Origin of the sequence: Marinifilum flexuosum (genome assembly GCF_003610555.1) — a bacterium.
Taxonomy (GTDB): Bacteria; Bacteroidota; Bacteroidia; order Bacteroidales; family Marinifilaceae; genus Marinifilum; species Marinifilum flexuosum.
This window is the reverse complement of the sequence record NZ_RAPQ01000009.1, coordinates 626,510-650,484: the sequence shown is the minus strand read 5'-3', so window position 1 is coordinate 650,484 and position 23,975 is coordinate 626,510. Positions and strand designations below refer to the sequence as shown.

The following is a 23,975-nucleotide window of genomic DNA, read 5'->3' as shown; positions in this document are numbered from 1 at the left end:
TGATGTTAAGTAATTATAACCTTATCGTTTGATACCATTATAACAACGAAAAATCCCGAACGGGCGTCCGGGATTCTCTCTAACCACTAATTACTAACCTAAATCTTTAATCTATGAAAATACTATCTTTTGTAGTACATTACAAAGGTATGGCAAGAATCGGTTAAGACCTGAGAATAAGTGTTAAAAAACCTTAAAGGAGTTTGATCTTCAGGTTGATAGTAATGGAAAGAGGAGCTGTAAGTCTTTATTTCTGTGATGTTCAAAGAATTTCTATTTAAAAATATTTTTTAATTGAAACATAGAACTTTAAAAGATTTCTTAAGACAATCCTAAATTTCTCTTTAAAACAGTAGTTTCCATAGCTCATTTTATTTATCTAAATTAGGCCTTGTTAAAACCAAAAACCAATTCCAAACCTAGACTATGAATGAATCGTTACTGAAAGCCTTAATGAGACTTTTTGCCATTATTGTGGATGAGCAAAAGTTGGGATTCGAAACAGCAGCACGTGATGTTGTTGAAGTATGGCTTCAGAAACAGTTTAGTAAGGAGTGGACCGAGAAATATCTACAGGATTTTGAGCGATACTTAAGAGACTCACATTGTGATGAAAAGGGTGAGGTTTCCTCTGTAAACAAGCATCCACAGGTAAAAGATGTTTGTGAAAAATTAGTAGAGGAAGTAGAGCAGGAGCAGAAGGTTTGGATCATGCTTCAATTGCTTGAGTTTATTGATGAAACAGAATACACAGGTCATGATGAATTGGATTTGGTAAAAACCGTTTCAAAAACCTTTAATATTCCCAAAAAAGAGTTCGAATTAAGTCGACAATTTCTGATTGGCGATGAATTTTCTATACCGTTCAACGAGCATCTTTTATTAATTGATAATAATGAGGAGTGGTCGCATGAGGTGGTGAAACATATCCAGAGTGAGAAGCTTCGAGGAAGGATTTTTGTTCTGCATTTGGAAAGCACCAATACCTTCCTGATGAAATATTTTGGAGAGTACAACCTTTTCTTGAACGGACACAATATTAAAGTTGATAGGGCTTACATTCTATCCTATGGCTCGGTTATTCGAAGTCATAGAATTGATCCGATCTATTATTCCCAGATTTCTTCCATTTTTATCGAGAAGAAAAACCTATCCGATCTTCAGTTTATTGCAAAAAATATAGAGTTTAAGTTCCCTGGTTCCAATAATGGGATTCATCCGGTTAGTCTGGAAATGAATTCAGGACAATTGGTAGGCGTGATGGGAGGTAGTGGTACCGGAAAATCAACCTTACTAAATGTATTGAATGGGAATTTATCCCTGCGTCAGGGGAATATCTATATCAATGGTTATGATCTTCATTCGGATAAAGAGAAACTCGAAGGGGTTATTGGATATGTTCCTCAGGATGACTTATTGGTTGAGGAGCTAACGGTTTACGAGAACTTGTATTTTAATGCCAAGCTTTGTTTTGATGGCACTTCGGATGAAAAAATTGAGGAAATCATTGACAAAACCATTGAGGATTTTGATTTGGTTGAAGCCAGGGATTTAAAGGTTGGTGATCCGATTAATAAGGTTCTTAGTGGGGGACAAAGAAAACGATTAAATATCGCATTGGAGTTAATGCGTGAACCTTCGGTGCTTTTTGTTGATGAACCTACTTCAGGTTTATCGAGTATGGATTCCGAGAAAGTAATGCTTCTTCTGAAACGTCAGGTTTTAAAAGGCAAATTGGTGATTTGTAACATTCATCAACCGTCGTCTGATATTTTCAAGCTTTTGGATAAGCTAATCATGATGGACCAGGGAGGGAAGGTAATTTACTTTGGAAACCCCATTGATGCAGTTGTTTATTTTAAAACTCAATCGCACTACGTAAAGGCCGATGAAAGTGAATGCTTGACATGTGGTAACGTGAACTCCGAACAGATTTTGCGAATTGTTGAAGCCAGGATGATGAATGAATATGGCAAGCAAATTCGTAAGCGTAAAAGAAATTCTGATGATTGGTATGAACTCTATAAAGAGAATATTGAGAAGAAAAACAGCGTACATAAGCCAGGTAGAAAAAAACTGATTCCCAAGAACTTTTTTAACATTCCAAAGCGTTGGGAGCAATTGAAAATTTACCTTTCAAGAGATTTTAAGGCCAAACTGAGTAACAGGCAGTATATGCTGATTACTTTGTTGGAGGCACCTCTTTTAGCCATTATTTTGGGATACTTTACCAAGTACATTAGTGGTTCTGAATCTCATCATTTGGACTATGTATTTGCCAAGAATGAAAATATTCCCTCTTTTATTTTTATGGCAGTGGTTGTTGCCTTATTCCTCGGCTTGATTATTTCGGCAGAAGAAATTCTTCACGACCGAAGAATGATGAAGCGTGAAAAGTTTTTGAATTTGAGTCGATTGAGCTATCTAAACTCCAAGGTCATTATCTTGTTGATCATTTCGGCCATTCAGAGTTTTCTATTTGTTATTCTCGCCACCTATATTTTGGAAATTAAAGGCTTAACCTGGGAGTATTGGTTAATCTTGTATACAGCTTCGGCATGTGCCAATTTAATCGGTTTAAACCTGTCAGCAGGATTAAATTCTGTAGTGGCTGTTTATGTATCCATACCTTTTATTTTGGTTCCACAATTGTTGTTCTCGGGAGTTATTGTAAGCTTTAATAAATTGCATCCTGCCATTACAACGCAAAAGTATGTTCCAATTGTTGGAGATTTAATGACTTCGCGTTGGGCTTACGAGGCTTTGGTAGTTGAGCAATTTAAAAATAATCAATTTGAGAAGCAGTTTTTCCCATATGAGAAGGCAATGAGTGAATCGTCGTTTCGTTCATCTTTCTTGATTCCTGCTATGCAGCAAAGTTATAAGTCATGGTTAAAGGAAAACAACGATAAACACTATCGGGTATTTAAAAACGAACTGATAAAACTTTCCGATATCTATTCCTTTCCAACAGAATTGGAAGTTTCAAAGCAAGTTTTGCGAGATTCTTCGGCAAGAGTACAAACCTGGCTTGAGCATGTAAAGCAAGCGGGTTGGAAGGAATACAAAGAACAATCGATGCATAGAGATCAGGTTTATGAAGAGATTATTGATGAACTTGGCGATATACAGAAAATCGTTGAATATAAAAATACCCATCACAACGAGGCGATCGAGCAAATTGTAACCAACAGAAGAGAAATTAATAAGTTGATAAGGTATGAAGACGAATTTATTCAACTAAAAGATCCTGTTTTTCAAACTCCGATTAGTCAGAATGGACGAGCTCACTTATTTGCCTCGCAAAAGCGACTAGGCAATTATTTGGTTGATACATTTTGGTTCAATGTGACAATAATTTGGTTGACGAGCATCATTTTCTATTTCTCCTTGTACTTTGATGTGCTACGTAGATTCCTACTGCTGATTGAAATTTTATGGGTGACCATATTGCCTGAAGGAGATATTAGAATTAGAAGAAAACGTCAGAAATAATGAAATATATAGAGGATTAATCATGAATTAATCAAAATCTTAACCATGCAGGATTTTATTTGCAGGATATATATAGGTATTGTATCCTAAAGCAATTTATTCATGAAGAAATTAATTCAAATATTCCTTTTGTTGTTTATTACATCTAGTCTTTTTGCGGATAATAAGCAACTGATTCAGTATGTCGATCCCATGATCGGGACCGATGGTCATGCTCATACATTTCCAGGGGCAACTTTGCCTTTTGGTATGGTGCAGCTAAGTCCCAGTAATGATTTTAAAGCCTGGGATTGGTGTTCGGGTTATCACTATAGCGATTCCATTTTAAAAGGATTTGCACATACCCATATTAGTGGAGCTGGTTTGGCAGGATTGGGTGATATTTTACTGATGCCAACTTTAGGAGAAATAAAGGTAAAAGCGGGTACGGAAGAAAATACGGACAATGGATTTCGTTCCAGATTTTCACACGATAGAGAAGAAGCCTCGGCAGGATATTATGCTGTTGTTTTAGATGATTACAATGTAAAAGTGGAGTTGACTTGTACGCCGAGAGTTGGATTTCACAGGTATACTTTCAATACTGCCGGGCAAGGAAATGTAATTCTTGATCCTACCCACAATATCATGGAGAATGTTCAGGAAACAGAAATTGAAATCTTATCGGATAGTGAAATCAGAGGATGGAAGCATTGCAATGGAGAAGGAGGAGATCGGAAAGTGTATTTCTATGCGAAATTTTCCAAATCATTCGAACAAAGTGGTGTTGCGATAGATGATAAAATTCAGGCTGATACAAAGAAAGCAAGTGCTAAACGAGTGAAAGCTTTCGTTAGTTTTGATGTGAGTTCGGGTGAAACAGTGGATGTTAAAGTAGCACTTTCGCATGTGAGTTATGAAGGAGCCAAAGCCAATTTCGATGCTGAAGCAAAAGGAGTATCATTTAAAAAGGTGCTTAGAAAAGCTCAGAATCTTTGGGAAGAAAAAATGAATAAGTTTCATATCGAAACGGATCAACTATCAGACAAAAGAAACTTCTATACGGCCCTTTATCATTCCATGATATCACCAAATTTGATTTCGGATGTTAGCGGAGAATATATGGTGGAAGGGAAAAAGTACCATTCCGATTTCGATCAGTACAGTAACTTTTCTACTTGGGATACCTACCGTGCTGTTCATCCTTTAATGGCAATTGTAGAGCAGGAGAAAACAGTTGACTTTGTGAACTCACTTTCATCAAGATATACCGATTCAAAAGTTGGTTTACCAGTATGGGAATGTTTGGGACATGATAATGTTTGTATGATTGGATACAGCACCGTTTCGGTAATGACTGATGCCATTTTGAAAGATATTGAAGGGATTGACAATCAGGCTGCCTATGATGCGATGAAAGCGGCAGCTTTTAATCTGGAAAAACATAGCAATAGTTACGATGTAAATGGAATGAACTTTTATATCGATATGGATTTTGTTCCGGGTGAAATTGGCAGTTCTGTTTCGAAAACGACCGAGTACAATTACTACGATTGGTGCTTGAGTCAGGTGGCACATAAACTTGGAAAAAACGATGATGCCTCCCTATTCCTGAAAAGGTCGAAAGGATACCGCAACTTATTTGATGTAGAATCGGGATACTTATTGCCTAAACTTCAAAATGGTAAACTGGTGAATGTGGATAAGAGCAAGTGGGATGGATTGGTGAAGAACTATGTGTCAGGAAATATTTGGGGATACTCGTCTTACGTGCCTCACGATATGGCTTACCTAATGCAGTTGCATGGAGGCAAGGAGAAATTTGCTTCCTGGCTGGATGCAATTTTTGCTGATGATTCTGAAATTGGAGGCTCACAGCATGTGGATATTTCCGGTTTCATTGGAAAATATGGTCATGGCGATGAGCCATCTCATCAAATGCCTTACTTGTATGTTTATGCCGGTCAGCCATGGAAAACTCAGAAGTTGGTAAGGGAAATTCTTCCTCGCTTTTATCATGATCATCCTGCAGGCTTGGATAATAATGATGATTTGGGTCAAATGTCATCCTGGTATATTTTTGGGGCTTTGGGATTTTATCCTGTTTGTCCGGGTAGCAACCAGTATCAAATTGGATCTCCCGCCTATCAAAAAGCAAGTATCAATCTTGAAAATGGTAAGGTGTTTACGGTTGTGGCTAATAACAATTCCCCAAAGAACATTTACATCCAATCTGCAAAACTAAATAATAAGGAATTTACCAAACCATTTATTACTTACGATCAAATTAAACATGGAGGTAAGCTGGTTTTCGAAATGGGCAGTAAACCAAATAAAAAGTGGGGTAACACTAAGGCTGATTTGGCAGACTTAAATGGTATAAAGCCATCAGAAGCTTACAAACTGCATGAGGAAAAACAGGTTCTAATGCCTTACGTCAATGATATTACTTTTAGTTTTGAGAAGCGAAAAACGGTGGAATTGCTTTGTGGCACAAAAGGAGCAGAAATCAGATATACAATAGATGGTTCTGAACCTGAAGTGAATTCTAAAAAATATCAGAATCCAATCGTGATCAACGAGGATGCTACTATTAAGGCCAAAGCATTTAAGCCAGGACTAAAAGAGAGTGGAAGTTTGCTTTTACATTATTTAAAAGGAATTCCATTTAATACTCAAACTGGTTATCCAAAAGTTAAGGTGGAAGGCAATGGTATTGGTTACGGTGAAAAATCTGGAGCTCAACTCGTAGATGGAGGTTTTGGCTCAATAACCTTTAATGATGGATTTTGGACAGGAGTTGATTTGAAAGATCTACATGTTGATATTGACCTTGGAGAAGTAAGAGGCATTTGTGAGGTGAAACCTGGAATTCTAATTTATCCAGGAGCATGGATCTTTAATCCTGATGAAATTGAAGTGTATGTTTCAAATGATCAAAAGAACTATCAACTGGTAAAAACTATAAGTATGGAATCTCCAGGAGATGAACGCAGATATGTAAGCAGACCTGTAATTGAATTTCCATCGGTTAATTGTCGATACCTAAGAGTAACATTTAAGAATGGACCAATACCAGATTGGCACATGGCTGGAGGCAGAAAGCATTGGATTTTTGTTGATGAAATTCTGATTAATTAAATTTTAAAATGGGACTGTTTTGGATATACAGTCCCATTTTTGTTTACAAATGCTGTAATATATCTTTAGCATTCGATCTGCTTTTGTAATCAGGATCATATTGTATGTACTTCACTTTACCGTCTTTTCCTATGATATAGGTAGCCGGAACAGGCAATAATTGATCATTATTACCATTGGTAATACTAAGGTCTACACCATAGTTCTTGTATCTTTTTTGTAAGTGTTCCGGTAGCATGAATTCAACCCCATATTTTTTCATGATTTTGCTGTTTTCATCAAACAATACTGGATATTCTGCATTTGTCTTTTCAATGGTTTTATCCACATTAACCGGAATTTCTGGTGAAACCGCAACCAACTGTGCTCCCGCTTTCTTGAATTTACCAAGATTTTCCTGTAAGTGAGAAAGGTGTTTGTTGCAGTACGGACACCACTCTCCACGGTAAAATACAACGATCAGTTGTTCATTTTTCAAGATGTCGGAACTTTTAACAAGATTCCCATTCTGATCTTTGGCTTCAAACATAGGTGCTTTATCGCCAACTTTTATAGAGCTTGCTTCTCTTTGAGCATAGCTTGTAAGGCTAATTAGTAATATTAATAATCCAAATATTCTTTTCATGATATAGAATGTTAAAATAAAACACAAAATAGTCTTTTATTTTTGTTCTGTTCAAATATTACTAATCATGTAGGAGTTAATGATTTGTTAATGATAAAAAAATCCCTCACCAAAGGCGAGGGATTTAAGTGTTGTGGTACAGCTTGCTTAAGCCTTCTGCATTTTTTCAATCTTATAAGTAGTGTTTACACCTGCTTGGTGGAATAGAACTCCTACAGGACACATTTTTAAAGTTTGCTGAAGGCATTTTTCGATTTTTTCATCACTAGCTTCAGAATCAATTTTTAACTCAACTTCAACATCAGTGAAAGTTGGAGCTCCATCTTTTTGAGATCCTACAGTATCAACAACCAATGCTTCGAACTCAATACGCATTTTCTTTGCTACAATGTTAAAAATTGTGTTTACACAACCAGAGTAGCTCATTAAACACACTTCAAATGCTGTTGCACCAAGATCTTCTCCACCTTTTGCTTCTGGTAAATCTATTGTGATTTCATGACCTCTGTTGTCTGTAATTACCGATGACATTCCTTTTGTCCAGATAGTTGTTGCTTTCATATAATAATATTTTCGAATTGTTTTTAGAATTTTAGTTGGCAAATATATATAAATATCCAGATGTATCAGGTTAATTTCTATTGACATTTATTTGAGAAAAATGAAATACTGTCCGAAAACATTACAGACAATCAAAAAATAATGGTGGATGTAGAGGGTGAAAACCTTGTATTTAAGAATGTTTAGAGACTTTTTAGATTGAGGGAACTTATAGAACTAGAAGCTCATCCTTGTGGTGAGCTTTTTTGTTTTTAGTATAACATGTAAAAAAACAGGTTTCACGGTGTAAAAATTGTCTTAATCGAAAACGAACATAAAAATAATAGATCTTTCAGTTATAAATTATACTTTGGTCCTTGAATTAGAAAATCAATTAAACCAAATTAATTTATGATTGTATTAGGAGTTATTATTGTATTAGCAGGATTGGCAATGCTATTGTTAAAGCCATTGTTAGTTAGCAAAGCGCAAGCTTTTTCGAAACTCACTTCCAGATTTTCTCTTGGCGTAATAGGTTCGGGAGTTATTATGATTATTTTGCCATTTATGTTTTTCTGGGCAGAACCAGGATATCAGTATTTTGTTGTTTATCCTAATGGTGGAAAGGATGCTGTGATGACAGAAGGTATTAAATGGAGAGGTTTCGCTAAAATTATCCCTTGGCAGAAATATATTGATGTTAAGGTAGTAAGTAAGGGAGAGAATAATGATGATATAGAAGGTGTTATGAATCCAATTCCTATTCGTTTTATCGATCAGGTGACTGCATCGGCAAAATTATCTACTCGTTTCCAATTGCCCACAGATAAAGAATCATTCATTGAAATGGCAATTGAGTTTAGGTCACTTCAAAACTTAGCGCAAAATACTTTGATTCCAACAGTTCGTGAGGTTGTGTCAAATACTGGTTACATGTTTGCAGCACAAGATTATATTTCTGGATCTGCATCCGACTTTAGGGTTGCTATTGAAGACCAGTTAAAGGATGGAGCCTATAGTGTAGAAAAATTGGAGTATCGTGATACCATAATTTCCTCGATTGAAGATAGTAGTCGTGAGATCAAGGAAATTCAAACACGTTATGAGGTGAAGAAAAGAAAAGATAAAAATGGAAAATTCATTCGTATCCCTCATGATATTAACGAGAATAATATTATTGTAGCTCAGGTGATTGTAGATGATGTTATCTTGGAAGCAGTATTTAAAAAGCGATTGGAAGCACAGCGTGATGAATCTGCAAAAAGACAGTTAGAGCAACAGAAGATTAAAACAGCAAAAGATGCTCAGGCACGTATCGTAGCAGAGGGGGAAAGAGATAAAGCAGCAGAACGTGTTGCTCAGGAAAAGGAACAGGTAAAGGCTTTGATTTCCATTGAAACAAAATTGAAGCAAGAGGAAACAAACAAAAGACTTGCAGCGATTGCATTAGAAACCGAAAAGCTTAAATCAGCTGCAAAAAAAGTAGCTGCTGATGCAGAATCTTATCAAAATGCGAAGTTGGTTTCGGCTGGTTTAACGCCTCAGGAAAGAGCTCAAATTGAAAAAGAAATTGCAATTGGTGTTGCTAAAGAGATTGCCAAAATTAAATTCCCGGATGTAATGATTACTGGTAATGATGGCAAAAATGGAAAAACACCACTTGAATCATTAATTGGTGCTGCTATGGCAAATCAGTTAATGGATACGAAATTGAAAAAATAGTCCTTTTAATTTTCGAAATTCAGTTATGGCCTTTGCAAAGAAATTTGCGAAGGCTTTTTTTGTGATTGTTCTGCAAACCATTGCAGTAAAATTTTGAATAAAAATCACTTCGATATTAAGTTTTTGATCGATAATTGCATTAATTTGCTAGTTAAACTTGTGGTTATAATTGAATAATAAAATAAAACATCTCAAATGTCAAAAAGTGAATTAAAAGCTGCCTGGCTTAAGAATTATAGTACAGCGCCTGAGCAATTGGAGAAAATGGGAGAGATTAAAGGTTTAATTAGTGCCTTTAATGCAAATGTAGATGCTGTGATCAAGGTGAGTGGAAAAGATGTAGAGAAGTTGATTGAAAACAATAAGCTTGACACAAATTTAATTATATCTGAAGAAGAGAAAGCAATTAGAAAAAATGAGGATGCAATTAGAGGTATTCTTCACTGCTTTAAAGGTGGTATTGCTGAGGAATGGTTAATTGAAGATGTTGAAGTTTTTTATTGGTTGAATAAGAATGTTGGCTACGATAAGTTACAAATGGGAGGCCAGGGAGGAATCGTTGCTAATGCAATGGCTGTATGTGGTGTGCAAAATGTTTATGTGCATTGTGCATCTTCTCCTAAAGAGCAATCTCAATTGTTTTTGGATTTACCAAACTTATTAACAACTGATGAGAATGGTGAGCTGCAACAAGCCTTTAATGTAGATCGTAAAGATGATAATGCATTAATTCACTGGATTATCGAGTTTGATAAAGGAGATTCTTTAACCATTGGAGGAGAAACTTACACTTGTCCTAAAGCAAATCGATTCATTGCTACTTATGATCCATTGAATTTCAAGCTTCATATTGATGATAACTTTAATAAAAGAATGGCGAAGGATGATGTAAATCCTGAATACATTATTTTATCTGGATATCAGATGTTGCATGAAACTTTAGCCGATGGAACTAAAGGAGCTGAACGAATTGAGCTTTCAAAAGAGATGATTGCCGAATGGAGAAAATCTTGTCCGGATAACCTTCTTCACCTTGAAGTTGCTTCAACTCAGGATAAAGTGGTAAGAAAACATTTGATTGATAGCCTGGTTCAGGATGTTGATAGCCTTGGATTTAATGAGCGAGAATTAATAGATATTCTTGAAGTTATTGGTGAGGAGGAATTGGCACAAGAGTGTGATCAGAATACCAATGCATCAAATCTATTTAAAGGGATGTTAAAGGTATATGATTATACCAAATGTCCAAGAATGCAGTTGCACATGTTTGGTTTGTATGTAACTCTTCAGCAAAAAGGATTTAAGGTTACTCCATTGCAAAACAGAAACGGAATGCAGTTGGCAGCAACGGTTGCGGCAGCTAAAGCTGGAACTGGTGCAATTAACAGCAAAGATGTATTAATGTGGGCCAAAGATCATAAGGTATCGGATGTGGGTTTGAATGAACTTGAGGGCTTAAGCAATACTGTTAAAAATATACTTGGCGAAAATGAATTATTAACTTCTGGGATTTATTCTAATGAAGAAATTGAAGTAATTGCTGTTCCAACCATTTTAATTGAAAAACCTGTTACACTGGTAGGAATGGGTGATACAATTTCATCAGTATCATTGGTTGGCGCTGTGTAAATAAAAATATAATTGTCAATGAAAAGGAGTTTTTGGGTTGAAACCTAATTGCTCCTTTTTTTTGTAAAAATAGCCCATGTTGTGGTACAGGGCTATTCTCACTTTCAATCGAAACTGTTTGTGTGGAACAGTTTAAGCTAACTCTAAACTAACTATACTAATCTAATCTTTAAACGATCAATTAATTTATTCTTACAATACGAAATTAGTTTGAGCCTCTTAATTTTTGGCTTAATTGTGGATTAATGACATGGTAAAAGAATTAATCCACAATTAAATTTTATGGATTGAATGAAACGAGAATGATTAAACACACGACATGATTATTTTGATCTTGCGGCTTCCATCTGACCTTAACAAGAAAATTATAAACAGATGAAAAATATGATGTGCAGTTTTTTTTGAAAATGTTAGAATTAGAAGTATTAACGGAAATATTTCTTTAATAGATACTTAAAAACTGACAACTAATTTTTTGAGTTAAAGAATAAATAAAAATAAAAAATGCAGTGAATAATTTTTCAGAAAACGTTTGCGTAAATAGAAAAATTAAACTTATATTGTGGCGTATTTAAAAAGTAAACACAATTACCATTTGTAACTTTACTAATCACACAATTGATTTTCTTGTTGTTAGACAAGTAAAATCTAACCACTAACTAATCACTAACAATTAAGGCTTCGCATTCGCGAAGCCTTTGTTGTTTTGTTCGGATGTATAATATTTCCAGCTTAAATTGATAAGTAACATACATTTATGAAGGATAAATAATGATTTTTCATGTTTAATCGAAAAAATAATTACCTGTTTAATTATGCGAATAGTAAGAAATGTAAATACTTACAAAGAATAGGCTGTTAATAACAGGCTGATATGCAATCGTTTCCTGATTGTGTTTTATAACAGTAGGTAATTAACTACAAAAATCTTTAAAAGTGCTTTGATTTCTATCGAAAGACATTAAAATTTGCAAAATCAATTATTATAATTCTTACGGAATAATTAAACTAATATCATTAACAATGACACCTAAGTTTAAAGCGCAAGCCGGAACTTTCGAATCAAGCGATATCATGGTCTTGATCGAACCTGTATCAGAGGAAGCCGGTCGCCAAATTGATATCTCATCTACTGTGATGTTGCAGTTCGAAGATGATATCAAAAATACAATTAATCAGGTTTTGGATGATTTGGATATCCAGAATGTACACCTGATTGCAAAAGATAAGGGAGCTCTAACGCCAACAATTAAGGCTAGAGTTGAAGCTGCTGTTAAACGTTCTTTAGGTATTCAGGAGGGTACAATGTAATGGCTAGAAAGAAAAGAAGATCAATGTTGTACATTCCGGGAAATAATCCTGCAATGATTCAACAAGCCGGAGTTTATGGTTGTGATGCAGTATTGTTGGATTTGGAAGATGCCGTGGCATTGAACCAAAAAGATGCTGCAAGAATCTTGGTTCGTAACATGTTACAAACCGTTGAATTTTACGATACAGAAGTTTGCGTGCGTGTAAACAACATGCATACTCCTTTTGGATTGGCAGACTTAGAAGAAATCGTGCCATTGCAACCTGATAATATCAGATTCCCAAAAACTGAGTCTGTTCAGGATGTGAAAGATTTCATGAAAGAGGTTCGCAGAATCGAAAAAGAACATGGAATTAAGAAGCCAACCATGACGATCCATGTAATGATCGAAACAGCTAAAGGTGTTGCAAATGTATACGAAATTGCAGGTGCTGATCCACGAATTGATGCAATTACAATTGGAGGTCAGGATTTAACTGCGGATATGGGTATCGTAAAAACTCCTGATGGAGTAGGTATTGATTATGCTCGTAAGCGTATTGTAATGGCAGGTAAAGCACATGGTTTAGATGTTTTGGATACCGTATTTGCTGATGTTAACGATGAGGAAGGTCTTCGTGAAGAAACGGAGTACATTAAAAAGATTGGTTTCGCTGGAAAAGCATTGATTAATCCTCGTCAGGTAGATGGTGTACACGAAGTGTTTAACCCAACCGAAAATGAGGTAAGAAAAGCTTACCGTGTTTATTCAGAATTTATTCGAAATAAAAACGCTGGTATTGGAGTATTTGCAATTGACGGAAAAATGGTAGATGCTCCTGTTGTTCAGAGAGCAATTACCGTTCTTGAATATGCCAATATCGATTTAAAAGAAATCGAAGAGTCGGTTGCAAGTTAACAGTTATTCCTGTTTACAAAATTGATACTAATAAAGAAACAAAATGAAGAATGCATTAGGAGTTGAAATTCCTGAATATATAGAAGGTCTTGGTGAGTTAAAACCTTTCCAGGGCGTATGGGAAAGCATTATTGGTGATGAGATTCCATCAACTAATATTGTTCGAACATTAAAAGCAAAAAAAGCTCATACTTCAAAATTGTGTGGCGATTTAAAAGAAGCGATCCAAAAATGTAATCCTTTCGATGGAATGACTGTTACATTTCATCACCACCTTCGTGGAGGAGATGGAGTTTTGATGCAAACAATCGAAATTTTAGATGAAATGGGAATCAAAGACATTACTTTGGCTTCTTCTTCATTAACATCTGCACACGATGGGTTGGTTCCATATGTTGAGAAAGGAATGATTACCAGAATTTTCTCTTCAGGTATTCGTGGTCGTTTGGGTGAAATTATCTCAATGGGTAAATTAAAGCATCCTGCAATTATTCACTCTCATGGTGGTCGTGTTAGAGATATCTTGACCGGACGTATCAAACCAGATTTGTCTGTTTTGGCTGCTTCTGCTGCCGATGAGGAAGGTAATGCTACCGGAGCTCACGGACCATCTGCTTTTGGCTCTATGGGATACGCTGATATTGATGCTCGTTACTCTAAAAATGTAATTATTGTAACAGATAACCTTGTAGATTATCCATGTGTTCCAGGTTCAATTCGTCAGCATTTTGTTGATCATATTGTAAAGGTTGACAGCATTGGTGATGCTACCAAGATTGCATCAGGTACTACTCGTATCACAAAATCTCCAATGGATTTACGTATTGCTCGTATTGCTGCAACAGTTATCGAGCATTCTGGCTTGTTCAAAGATGGTATGTCGTTCCAGGTAGGAGCGGGTGGTGCTTCTTTGGCTGTAGCTAAATTCCTTCGCGAGGATATGAAACGCAAAGACATTAAAGGTAGTTTCATGATTGGTGGTGTTACTTCTTACGGTGTTGACATGCTTAACGAAGGATTGTTCCAGGCAATTTTTGATGTGCAGTCTTTCGATGCTGCAGTAAGTACTTCTGTATTGAATAATCCACAGCATATCGAAATTACTTGTGATCAATATGCAAATCCAAATAACTGTGGAGCAATGACCAACAAATTGGATGTCGTTGTGCTAGGTGCTTTGGAAGTAGATGTTGATTTTAATGTAAATGTAATCACTGGTTCATCGGGTGAGATTCGTGGAGCTTCAGGAGGTCACTCTGATACAGCTTCAGGTGCTAACCTAAGTGTGATTGTTTGTCCTTCTTTCCGTGGTCGTTTGCCAATCGTGAAAGATCGTGTTCATACAATTGTTACTCCGGGTGAAAGTGTTGATGTGATTGTTACAGAACGTGGAGTTTGTGTAAATCCTTCTAAGCCAAATCTTGCAGCTGCATTGAAGAAAGCAGGTGTAAAAGTTGTCGATATTAATGATTTGAAGAAAGAAGTTGATACAATGACTGGTGTTCCGGCGGAAAAACAATTGGGCGAAAAAATTGTTGCCTTGGTTGAATATCGCGATGGTACCATTATTGACGTAATTCGTAATGTTGAAAATCTATCTTAACAGATAGTTGATATAAAGAAAAGTACACCCTAATTGTAATTTTACTTTTAGGGTGTAATTTTATAAGATATAGAGAGATTTACAGGAATGAGTGATGTGTTAGGGAAAATATTAAAGGCAAGGGATCAAAGATCTGTTTTGCGAAAAGGAATTTCAGAGTCTGGACAGGCATCTTTAAGCTTGAACATGAATATTCCAGGGTTTCCAAAGTCTGATGATAGAATTCATTCTTGTTTTAGGCAGGTGTTGACAGAACTAAAGCGACATCTGTTATCGCATAGGGTATTGATTGATTCAAAGCAAGAGTACTGTGCTGTTGATGCAGCTGGCGATTTCTACTTGGTTCCTCTTCTTGAAAATACCTATTCAATTGATGAAATAAAACAAATCACTGAAAAGTTCGAGGAAACACATTCTTTGGGTCGTTTGCTGGATGTGGACATAACCAATGCTGAAGGAGGCCCGGTATCTTCGGGTAAGGCAAAGTTGTGTTATTACTGCAATGAAAAGCCTGCTTTGGTATGTATGCGAGAGCAGAGTCATTCTTATGCTGATATTCGTCAGAAGATTAATGATGATATCGATCAATATCTATCCGAGATAAGGAAAGATGAGGTTTGCAAAAAATTAGCATCGAATGCTTTGAAATCTTTATTGCACGAAGTGGCATTGTCACCTAAACCAGGTTTGGTGGATCGGAATTCCAATGGTTCGCATGACGATATGGACTTTTCTACCTTTATTGATTCCGCATCGGTATTGTCGGTTTACTTTAAGGAGATTGCTGAATATGGTTTTTCCTATACAAATGATGATTTAAAAAAAGCTCTTCCTGAATTGCGCCGAATTGGTTTGCTCATGGAGGAAGATATGTTTCGTGAAACCAATGGAATAAATACACACAAAGGAGCAATTTTTTTATTGGGATTTTCTCTGTTTGTGAGTGCGTATCTAATCGCAAAAAGAAGTTTTTCCTATCAAGCTTTTGTTGATCTGATTAAAGATTTAAATGGAAATTTGGTAGAGCGAGAGTTGGGCAGGAAATTGTATAATGGGAGCCTAACGCATGGTGAAGTTTGTTTCGAGAAATATGGAAATAAAGGACAAGGCATTCGTGGTGAAATACAGGCTGGTTTACCAAGTGTATTTCAGCATGCAATTCCGGTTTTGGAATACCATTTGCAGAACAAGAAGCGCACCGATGATAAAATCCTGCACAAATCTTTAACCCACGCCTTGTTGTCTTTGATTGCCAATAACGACGATAGTAATATTCTGTATCGAAAAGGTGTTGAGGTATTAGATGGATTAAAGCAAAAAGCCAACGAAGCATTTTTGAATTTCGAGAATGAAAAATTCGAAATTTTATACAAGGATTTAATTCATTACTGTGAAAAGAATCACATATCTCCGGGAGGTTCGGCTGATTTGTTAGCGGTTTCATATTTTATCTTTACCGCAAATAAACAACATGCCTAATTTTCATTTATAACAAAACATTCAGATAAAACAAATAACATATATCATGATTTTGGATTCTTCTTATATCTCTGAAACATATTATAAAAGCATTGATATTTGACAAAATCCAATAATATTGACTGTTGATTTAAAAACTATCACACACACCTAACAAAACTAAACTAACGGAAAATATGGGAGTTGAAAATACTGATTACAGAGAAGAATCTTTGGATCTGAGGAACCCCTTCGATATAAAACTGGTTTCTGAGTTTTTGGAACCATTGGGATTTGATTTCAATAAGCATGATGTTGATTATACTATGATTTTGTATAATCTAAACGATGAGGTTATTGGAACAGGATCGTATAAGGGGAGAGTTTTAAAGTATGTTGCTGTAGCGCCAAAATTTAGAGAAGGAGCTGCTTTTGCACAAATTGTAACTCATCTTATCGATATTGTAATTCAAGAACACAAGCATATTTTTGTATACACAAAGCCTAGAAACCTTGAGGTTTTTAAAGGACTTGGTTTTACTGAGATTGCAACTGCAGAACCATTGTTTTCTGTTTTAGAATTTGGTTACGAAAACATCAAAACTTACCAGGATTATTTGCGTTCGGTAAAAAAGGATGTGAGCGTTGGCGATATTGCAGCTGTTGTTGTGAACTGTAATCCTTTTACCAATGGACACAAGTATTTAATCGAGAAAGCATGCAAAGAGAATAGATTGGTCTATCTTTTTGTTGTTGAGGAAGATCGATCTTCTTTTACTTTCGATATTAGATGGAGGTTAATAAAGGAAGAATTAGGACATGTAGATAATCTTGTGATGGTAAAAGGTGGGAATTACGTGGTTTCTGGAACCATTTTTCCATGTTATTTCTTAAAACAAGAAAAAGAATGTGATATTTCTGCAAAACAAGCCGAGTTGGATGTAATTACTTTCTTAAGTTATATTGTTCCGGTTTTGAATATCAACAAGCGTTATGTAGGAACCGAGATGTACTCTCCGGTAACTGCAGCTTACAACGAAGCGATGATAAAATACCTTCCGACCAACGGTGTTGATTTATTGGAAATACCAAGAATTACTTGCGGAGGAGATGATAATTATATTTCAGCTTCGAAAGTTAGACAGGCAATACGAGAAGATAGATTGGAGGATGTTCTGGAATTCCTTCCTGATTCTACAAAAAACTTCTTGCTTTCCGATGAGTCATTAGAAGTAAGAACAAAAATTAAAAATACAATCTCAAGGCATTAATAAGAGCTCTTTTAGAGAGTATTAAAAATATGGAAGCTTGGTATTATTTAAAATACCAGGCTTTTTTTATGTGCAGAATATTTATATTACATCAAACATTCTTATTTTCAGAATAATAATCAAACTAAATGAAATCTTATAAATGGATGTATTGTAGTGTAATAGTTTTACTAGTTGCCTGCAAAAACAATAAACTTAAACGTGATCAGGTGCAAAGTAGTCAGATAAGTTTGTTATCGCATAGTGATTTAGATTCTATGATCATAGAGTATGAAAAACATGCCAATATTAATATTCGAATTGCAAATAATCTTTACACCACAATTAATGAACAGCCAAGTTGGAATGCCGATCAATATCGAACCTATTGTATTGATCCAATAATGTATTTAAATATTATTGATTCTATTTTCTATTTCGATGATGATTTAAATAGTAAAAAAGGAAAAATTCAAATGAATGCTGAACAATACATCAAGCATGTTAGAAATTCTGTGAAGCAGGAGTTTGAAGAATATGGATATGCCGGTGGACAAGATTATGGCTTTCTATTTGATATCAAGGATCATTATTTAAAAGAGTTAATTCTGCAGTATGTTAATAATGAGGCGTTGTCTGCGGAGCAAAAAGATAAACTTAAAAAGGATCTAAACTTGATAGAGTCTATAGAGCAATAAGTTCTTTAATGTTGGCGATTGGTGTGAGGGGTTTTGGCATAGATATTTATAAGTAGCTAAAAGTAATCGGATAGTTGCAAAAGGGAATGTGTAAGTAAGAAGAAGGAACGAGAAAGTAGAAAGAAGTAATGTGTAAGTAAGCAATGGGAATGTTTATGTCGATGAAACGACCGATATAAAAACAAAAAGGAATCGATATGCAACAGTAAGTGCTGTGAAAGTAGAAGGAATGAACGAAAATGTAAGAAGAAGTAATGTGTAAGTAGAAAGAATGAGTGGGAAAGTAAGAAGAATGAATGAGAAAGTAGGAGAAATGAATGCTTTTATATCCATAAGGAATGGGTAAGTAACCAGAAGTAATATAAAAGCATTGTAAATAGTCCTACTATTTGAGATGTACACTAATCCAAAGTATTATTTTCTTATTTTTTGAAAGAGTAATGCCAAGCCAGTAGGTTTACTGTTGTATGTATATTTGGCATATATCAAGTAAAATAAAAGTACCAGATTGAATAAATAATTAAAATAGAGGGGGATGTGGTAATTTTTACTGGCAATATCATCCACTAAAATGTAGGTAAATGTAAATACCTCACCCCAAAACCAAAGCCAAAGAAATATTTCGCTTACATCATCTGTTTTTCTGGTTTTAAAAGTGTGTATTACCTGTGGCAAAGCACAAATGGCAAATAATAAGCTTCCAACCCAGCCAACTACTTCATTCATTTTAATCCGTTTTTTTGATATTTAGGGCAAATGTGCTAAAAAAAACTCGAATTTTGGATAAGAAAAAACTAATAACCTGAGTTCGATTTAAAATATCCGACACAGAAAATCAAATTTATTCAAGATTTGTTTTAAAAAATCTGAAAGAATATCGGGATATTTTGAAGAGTTTTTAAAGTAAAGATTGGATGAAGATGATTTTTTCAAAGAATTTACCTGCTTTTGGCATAAATTTCCTCAAATCACCTCGAAATATCCCGATATTCCTTCGGAAATTTGAGAATATTTCTACTCAAAACCAGTGTAAACTGTGACAATATTTTAAATTGAACTCAGGTTAATTTCTTTGAACCAAAAGAAGCGTGCGGTCGTCGTCGAATTTAGAGACATTGTAAGTTTTTATGAGTTCTTCTTCTATGCTTTGAGGTTGTAGTTCGCTATCAAGTTTAAACTTATTTAATGATTGGAATAAAGCATCATCTCCAATCATTTCATTGTTTTTGTCGTTAACCGCTTCGGTATAACCATCGGTGTAGAATAAAACCTTATCTCCTTTGTTAAAATCATGAACCAAACTTTGATATTTGGTTGTTTTTATAACGCCTAATAATGTTCCTACAATGTTTAATTGCGACATGGTATCCTCCGATTTGTTGTAGTAATACGGACGCAAAGCACCAGCTGAAGCAACACTAATTTTGTTTTGCTTGGTGCAAATAGAGATTACACTTAAAGTAGTGAACACCTCGGTAAGTTGCATGTCTTTAAATATGTATTGATTGATGATATCCAGAAATTTTCCTGGCGACTCTACAAAATCAAATTCCTGACGGTTCAGGAAGAAGTTAATTGTACTCCTGATATATGCAATATATGCGGGAACAAAGAACCAGGCGTCCCATTTCTTTCCCATTACATCACCTAATACAAAAATCTTACGGTGTTCATCCACATTAATGATTTCATAATAATCGCCACCCGGTAATTTGTCGTATGGTTCATGTAATATGCGGATTTGAAAATCATTTAATTGATCAGAAAATTCGTTTTCAAATCGGATGGGCGATCTTTTGGCTGCCGTATTTAAAGCATTAAGATATTTGTTCTTAAGTTCGTGCTCTCTCTGGATATTCGAATTGATTTGATGGACAATTAGTTTGGTATCCAGGTTTTTGTACAAAAAGGTGCTGATTTTTAACTTTAAAAACTCATCCATCTTTGCAGAATCTTTCGGATCTGAAATGAGTAAACTTAAAGGTACATGAGCCGATGTGATTTCAACAATTTTATCGAGTATGGACATAGCCCAAGTAGCGGCATCGTCGATAATTATTCCCCAATTATTTGTTCCTTGGAGAGCCATAAAAAAATCGGAATCAGTATAAACAACCTTGATGTTGGTTTTTACAAGTTTACGTGGGATTGGAAAAGGTCTGGTTCTGTTGGCACAATAAATTATTGTACCTTTTTCGTAGCTAATGTCTGACTTTTCTTTTCCTGCAATGATTTCCTTTCTGAGAAATGCCTTTTTTAAGTGAGAATTAATTTTTGAGACAAATACCTTTTGCTTGATTGGTTTTGTTATAAAATCATCAGCACCATCATTTAGGTTTTTTATCCAGGTTTCTTCTTCGTTGTTACCAGATAAAAATATGAAAGGAGTGTGTTTATATTCGGGAGTGTTTCTAAAATGACGCACCAATTCATTACCATCCATAAGAGGCATGTAAAGATCCGAAATTATTAAATCAAAATGCTCAGTTTTTGCTTTATCAATGGCCTCAATACCATTCTTTGCCAATGTTGTTTTGTAGCTTAAGCCTTTTAGTGTAAACTCTATAAACTTAAGCACAACAACATCGTCATCTACAACGAGTATATGCGGTGAGGCCTTGGCCATATTGGCTAATTATTCTGCCGAGAAGCTGTTTACACAAGCGGTAGGATCCTGTAATATTTCAAAAATAGAATCCAATTGCATTAATTCAATCAATTCCATTACATCTTTATTGATATTACAAAGCTTTATTTTACTTTGATGTTCCTTGGAGGTTTTTAAAGCAGAAATAAGTGCTCCAAATCCAGAACTGTCAATAAAATTAATGTCTTCAAAATCAACAACAAGTCTTGATTGTGGTTGAGTTAAAACTTCGTTCATTTTATCTTTTGCAATGCTTGCATTTAAAGCATACAAACGATTGGTTTCGCAAAGTTTCATTATTGTAACAGAGTCAATGTTTTTGGTTTCAATATTCATGGCTCAAAGTATGGTTTAAAGTTTTTTTAGGTTTGATTTAAGTTCGTCAACGGCTAGCGGACACTTTGAAAGAAAACACTCAACCAAGTCAGGAATGTGTTTCATTTCAACATCATTAGTCGTTTCGTGCATCACATTACTCCAATTCTTTTCATCTTTAGGACTTAACTCAATACCCTTTTCTTTTTTTATCTGTAACTCAAATTTAAGGTTTCCTTTTGAGAAATGCTCTAATTGTTCCAAACAATCTCCAATACTATCCATTCCCATTGTTCGAACCGATGATTTTGCTTTGTGGGCAACAGCTCCTAATCCTTCCCAGTTTTGAGTTTCAAAATAGTTTGTAACCTCTTCTGTAAATTCCGGAATCTGTTCGATAAATATTTCGATCATTTCTTCGATAATGCTATTGTCGTTTCCAGACATTTCCTTTAAATAGGATAAATCGGTGAGTTGTTCTCCTTGAGTCATTCTGCAGGATAAAATAATAATCACAAATTAGCAGGAGTATTTTAAAAGCCCTGTAAATCTGTATGGTTTTTACTTCATATAATATTGCAATGATACTAATTTATTTTCAAATTACCTATCTGTTAAAGGTTTCAGTAGAGGTGTAAAATTCTGTTATTTAATGGATGTTTTATTCGACTTTTCTCTTTTTGGGAAACATTTTGTTTTATAATCAGTAATAGTATATAGAAAATTTAAATTTGCAACTATTACCTAGAATACACGAATTGTTAACAAACTACTAATCTCTATGAATTGGAAATTTACTATCCTATCTATTTTTCTGCTTACTTTTTATGTCTCTATTCAGGCTCAGGATTTATTGAATGTTAAAAAATCAGAGTATCTCGAAGGAGATAAGGAAAGAAAACCTGCCTATAAGAATATTCTACATGCCATAGGACTGGAACAAAAAGGTGAAGGTTTTGTGAGGCAGGCCATCCCATTACTAAAAGAGGCATATCAATTGAATTCAAAAAATGCAGAATTAAATTATAATTTAGGCGTTTGTTATTTGATTGCAGGACCAAGAAATGAGGCTTTGACATATTTAAAATCTGCACAAAAACTAAATGCAGATATTAGCGAAGACATTCACTTTTTACTTGGAATAGCATATCAATATTGTAATGATTTTGATAAGGCAATTGTGCAATTTAAAATCAATATTGAATTAATACAGCAGAACAATTACAAAGACAAAAAAGAGTTAATAGCATTAAGCGAAAAGCGAATTAGTGAGTGTAAAAATGGAAAGCAACTTTTAAATAATACTTCTGATTTGAAAGTTGAGTTGATGATAGGTGTGAATTCAGCATATGATGAATATAAGCCTGTATGGGGTGGAAGTGATTTCTATTTTAGTTCAAGAAGGGGAGGTGTGAAGAAATCTAGATCATTGGAAGACCAAAAGTTTTATGAGAAAATTTTTGCACAAGATACCACTGGAAAAATTTACAGTGTATCGGTAAATACTCCAAGTAAATCCAACCTTGCTTTAATGTCTTTTACAAATGAGGTTCCTATAATATATCTTGGAGGAGAAGGAAATGGAGATGTGTATTTTGCAGAATCTTTAAATAACAAATGGGGAAAAGGCAAAGCTTTAAAGTTTATAAATGAGAATAAATCCAGAGAAAGTTCGGTGTGTATAGGCGGTAATGACAATGAAATCTACTTTATAAGTAATAGAAAAGGTGGATTTGGGAATTGTGATATTTATTACTGCATAAAAGAGGAGAATGGAAAATGGTCGAAACCAATGAATATTGGAGGAGATATTAATACCGAATTCGATGAAAGTGATATTTTCCTTACTAAGGATGGAAAAAGTTTGTATTTCAGTTCTAAAGGACATAATTCCATTGGAGGTTATGATATTTTCAAGAGTGAAAGAAAGGAGTCTGGACAGTGGGGGCGACCTCAAAATTTAGGATTTCCAATAAACAGTACCGATAACGATATTACATATTTTGAAGATGAAACTGGTCGATTCTATTTTGCTTCGGAAAGATATGGGGGAGTAGGAGGTTTTGATATCTACAGGGAAAAGGAGGCTCTTGAAAAAATTGAAGAACCTGTTATCCTTGCAGAGCAAGTAAGCATTCAAGAGGTTCCAAATGAACTGAAGAACGAAAAAATGAGTGTTCCTGTAATGACTAAACCTGCAGTGGTTCCGGATATTCCAGTAAAGAAGCAGCCTGAAGTAATTGAAGAAATAAGAATGAAAGAAGAACTGGTGCAAGAAGATTTTGTTTATAGAGTTCAAATTGCTGCCTGCAAAAAGGAAATGGGACCAAAAGATTTATTTCAGAGATATAGAGGTGGAGATGTTATAGAACACTTGTTTGTGGAAGGTTGGCACAAGTATACCATTGGAGGTTTTGAAACCTTTGACGAAGCTGCCGAATATCGTGATTCATGTGGCGTTCACGATGCTTTTGTCGTGATATTTAAAGGTGGATACCGCCTAGGAATTGCAAAGAAAACAGGAGGGGTAAAGTAATGTAAGGATTCGGCTGTTATCTAAGAAAATTTTTTACATTTGCACTAACAATAACACATACATAATTCACAATTTTTCTTAGGTATTCGATAAGCTAAAAAAAATAGTACCGACTGCCTTAAATACA

Annotated in this window: 17 protein-coding genes; 11 read left to right on the top strand and 6 right to left on the bottom strand. The window is 35.0% G+C overall.

Annotated features, from left to right (window positions below; all coding sequences use genetic code 11):
- The first annotated feature begins 426 nt into the window (after nucleotides 1-426).
- Together BXY64_RS12625 and BXY64_RS12620 are read left to right on the top strand one after the other, a co-directional pair.
- Nucleotides 427-3,495: an ATP-binding cassette domain-containing protein gene (locus BXY64_RS12625; RefSeq protein WP_120240347.1), complete on the top strand. Its 3,069-nt coding sequence runs from the start codon at nucleotides 427-429 to the stop codon at nucleotides 3,493-3,495.
- A 102-nt stretch (nucleotides 3,496-3,597) separates the two neighbouring features.
- Complete coding sequence (locus BXY64_RS12620) at nucleotides 3,598-6,615, top strand: GH92 family glycosyl hydrolase (protein WP_120240346.1); 3,018 nt, start codon at nucleotides 3,598-3,600, stop codon at nucleotides 6,613-6,615.
- A gap of 43 nt (nucleotides 6,616-6,658) precedes the next feature.
- Here BXY64_RS12620 and BXY64_RS12615 read toward each other — a convergent pair whose 3' ends face one another.
- The gene (locus tag BXY64_RS12615) at nucleotides 6,659-7,240 is read right to left on the bottom strand and encodes a peroxiredoxin-like family protein (RefSeq protein ID WP_120240345.1); all 582 of its coding nucleotides are present in this window, start codon (nucleotides 7,238-7,240) and stop codon (nucleotides 6,659-6,661) included.
- A gap of 147 nt (nucleotides 7,241-7,387) precedes the next feature.
- Complete coding sequence (locus BXY64_RS12610; RefSeq protein ID WP_170150650.1) at nucleotides 7,388-7,801, bottom strand: OsmC family protein; 414 nt, start codon at nucleotides 7,799-7,801, stop codon at nucleotides 7,388-7,390.
- A gap of 390 nt (nucleotides 7,802-8,191) precedes the next feature.
- Between BXY64_RS12610 and BXY64_RS12605 the strand changes: the two genes are divergently transcribed.
- The 8 genes from BXY64_RS12605 (at nucleotide 8,192) to BXY64_RS12570 (ending at nucleotide 18,350) form a co-directional block, all read left to right on the top strand.
- On the top strand, nucleotides 8,192-9,502 hold the full coding sequence (locus tag BXY64_RS12605) for an SPFH domain-containing protein (protein WP_120240343.1): 1,311 nt from the start codon (nucleotides 8,192-8,194) through the stop codon (nucleotides 9,500-9,502).
- A gap of 195 nt (nucleotides 9,503-9,697) precedes the next feature.
- Nucleotides 9,698-11,131 (top strand): ADP-dependent glucokinase/phosphofructokinase, encoded by a 1,434-nt coding sequence (locus BXY64_RS12600; RefSeq protein ID WP_120240342.1) that lies wholly within the window; start codon nucleotides 9,698-9,700, stop codon nucleotides 11,129-11,131.
- A gap of 1,023 nt (nucleotides 11,132-12,154) precedes the next feature.
- Nucleotides 12,155-12,442 carry a citrate lyase acyl carrier protein gene (citD, locus tag BXY64_RS12595; RefSeq protein WP_110360769.1) on the top strand — a complete coding sequence of 96 codons (288 nt, stop codon included), beginning with the start codon at nucleotides 12,155-12,157 and terminating at the stop codon, nucleotides 12,440-12,442.
- On the top strand, nucleotides 12,442-13,341 hold the full coding sequence (locus tag BXY64_RS12590) for an HpcH/HpaI aldolase/citrate lyase family protein (RefSeq protein WP_110360768.1): 900 nt from the start codon (nucleotides 12,442-12,444) through the stop codon (nucleotides 13,339-13,341). The genes citD and BXY64_RS12590 overlap by 1 nt, the downstream gene beginning before the upstream one ends.
- 43 nt (nucleotides 13,342-13,384) lie before the next feature.
- The gene (gene citF / locus BXY64_RS12585; RefSeq protein ID WP_120240341.1) at nucleotides 13,385-14,944 is read left to right on the top strand and encodes a citrate lyase subunit alpha; all 1,560 of its coding nucleotides are present in this window, start codon (nucleotides 13,385-13,387) and stop codon (nucleotides 14,942-14,944) included.
- A gap of 87 nt (nucleotides 14,945-15,031) precedes the next feature.
- On the top strand, nucleotides 15,032-16,423 hold the full coding sequence (locus tag BXY64_RS12580) for a triphosphoribosyl-dephospho-CoA synthase (protein ID WP_120240340.1): 1,392 nt from the start codon (nucleotides 15,032-15,034) through the stop codon (nucleotides 16,421-16,423).
- A gap of 176 nt (nucleotides 16,424-16,599) precedes the next feature.
- The gene (locus BXY64_RS12575) at nucleotides 16,600-17,673 is read left to right on the top strand and encodes a [citrate (pro-3S)-lyase] ligase (protein ID WP_120240339.1); all 1,074 of its coding nucleotides are present in this window, start codon (nucleotides 16,600-16,602) and stop codon (nucleotides 17,671-17,673) included.
- A 128-nt stretch (nucleotides 17,674-17,801) separates the two neighbouring features.
- On the top strand, nucleotides 17,802-18,350 hold the full coding sequence (locus BXY64_RS12570) for a hypothetical protein (RefSeq protein WP_147375986.1): 549 nt from the start codon (nucleotides 17,802-17,804) through the stop codon (nucleotides 18,348-18,350).
- Between the two features lie 414 nt (nucleotides 18,351-18,764).
- Here the strand turns inward: BXY64_RS12570 and BXY64_RS12565 are convergent, their stop codons facing one another.
- The 4 genes from BXY64_RS12565 to BXY64_RS12550 all read right to left on the bottom strand — a co-directional run bounded on the left by BXY64_RS12565 (nucleotide 18,765) and on the right by BXY64_RS12550 (nucleotide 21,804).
- Nucleotides 18,765-19,076 carry a PQ-loop repeat-containing protein gene (locus BXY64_RS12565; protein ID WP_120240337.1) on the bottom strand — a complete coding sequence of 104 codons (312 nt, stop codon included), beginning with the start codon at nucleotides 19,074-19,076 and terminating at the stop codon, nucleotides 18,765-18,767.
- Nucleotides 19,077-19,413: 337 nt separating this feature from the next.
- On the bottom strand, nucleotides 19,414-20,976 hold the full coding sequence (locus BXY64_RS12560) for a SpoIIE family protein phosphatase (protein ID WP_120240336.1): 1,563 nt from the start codon (nucleotides 20,974-20,976) through the stop codon (nucleotides 19,414-19,416).
- A gap of 9 nt (nucleotides 20,977-20,985) precedes the next feature.
- Nucleotides 20,986-21,333 (bottom strand): STAS domain-containing protein, encoded by a 348-nt coding sequence (locus tag BXY64_RS12555; RefSeq protein WP_054720551.1) that lies wholly within the window; start codon nucleotides 21,331-21,333, stop codon nucleotides 20,986-20,988.
- A gap of 15 nt (nucleotides 21,334-21,348) precedes the next feature.
- Nucleotides 21,349-21,804 (bottom strand): Hpt domain-containing protein, encoded by a 456-nt coding sequence (locus tag BXY64_RS12550; RefSeq protein WP_120240335.1) that lies wholly within the window; start codon nucleotides 21,802-21,804, stop codon nucleotides 21,349-21,351.
- A gap of 289 nt (nucleotides 21,805-22,093) precedes the next feature.
- On the opposite strand from BXY64_RS12550, the gene BXY64_RS12545 reads away from it, so the two are divergent.
- Nucleotides 22,094-23,848 carry a tetratricopeptide repeat protein gene (locus tag BXY64_RS12545; protein WP_120240334.1) on the top strand — a complete coding sequence of 585 codons (1,755 nt, stop codon included), beginning with the start codon at nucleotides 22,094-22,096 and terminating at the stop codon, nucleotides 23,846-23,848.
- Nucleotides 23,849-23,975: the final 127 nt, after the last annotated feature.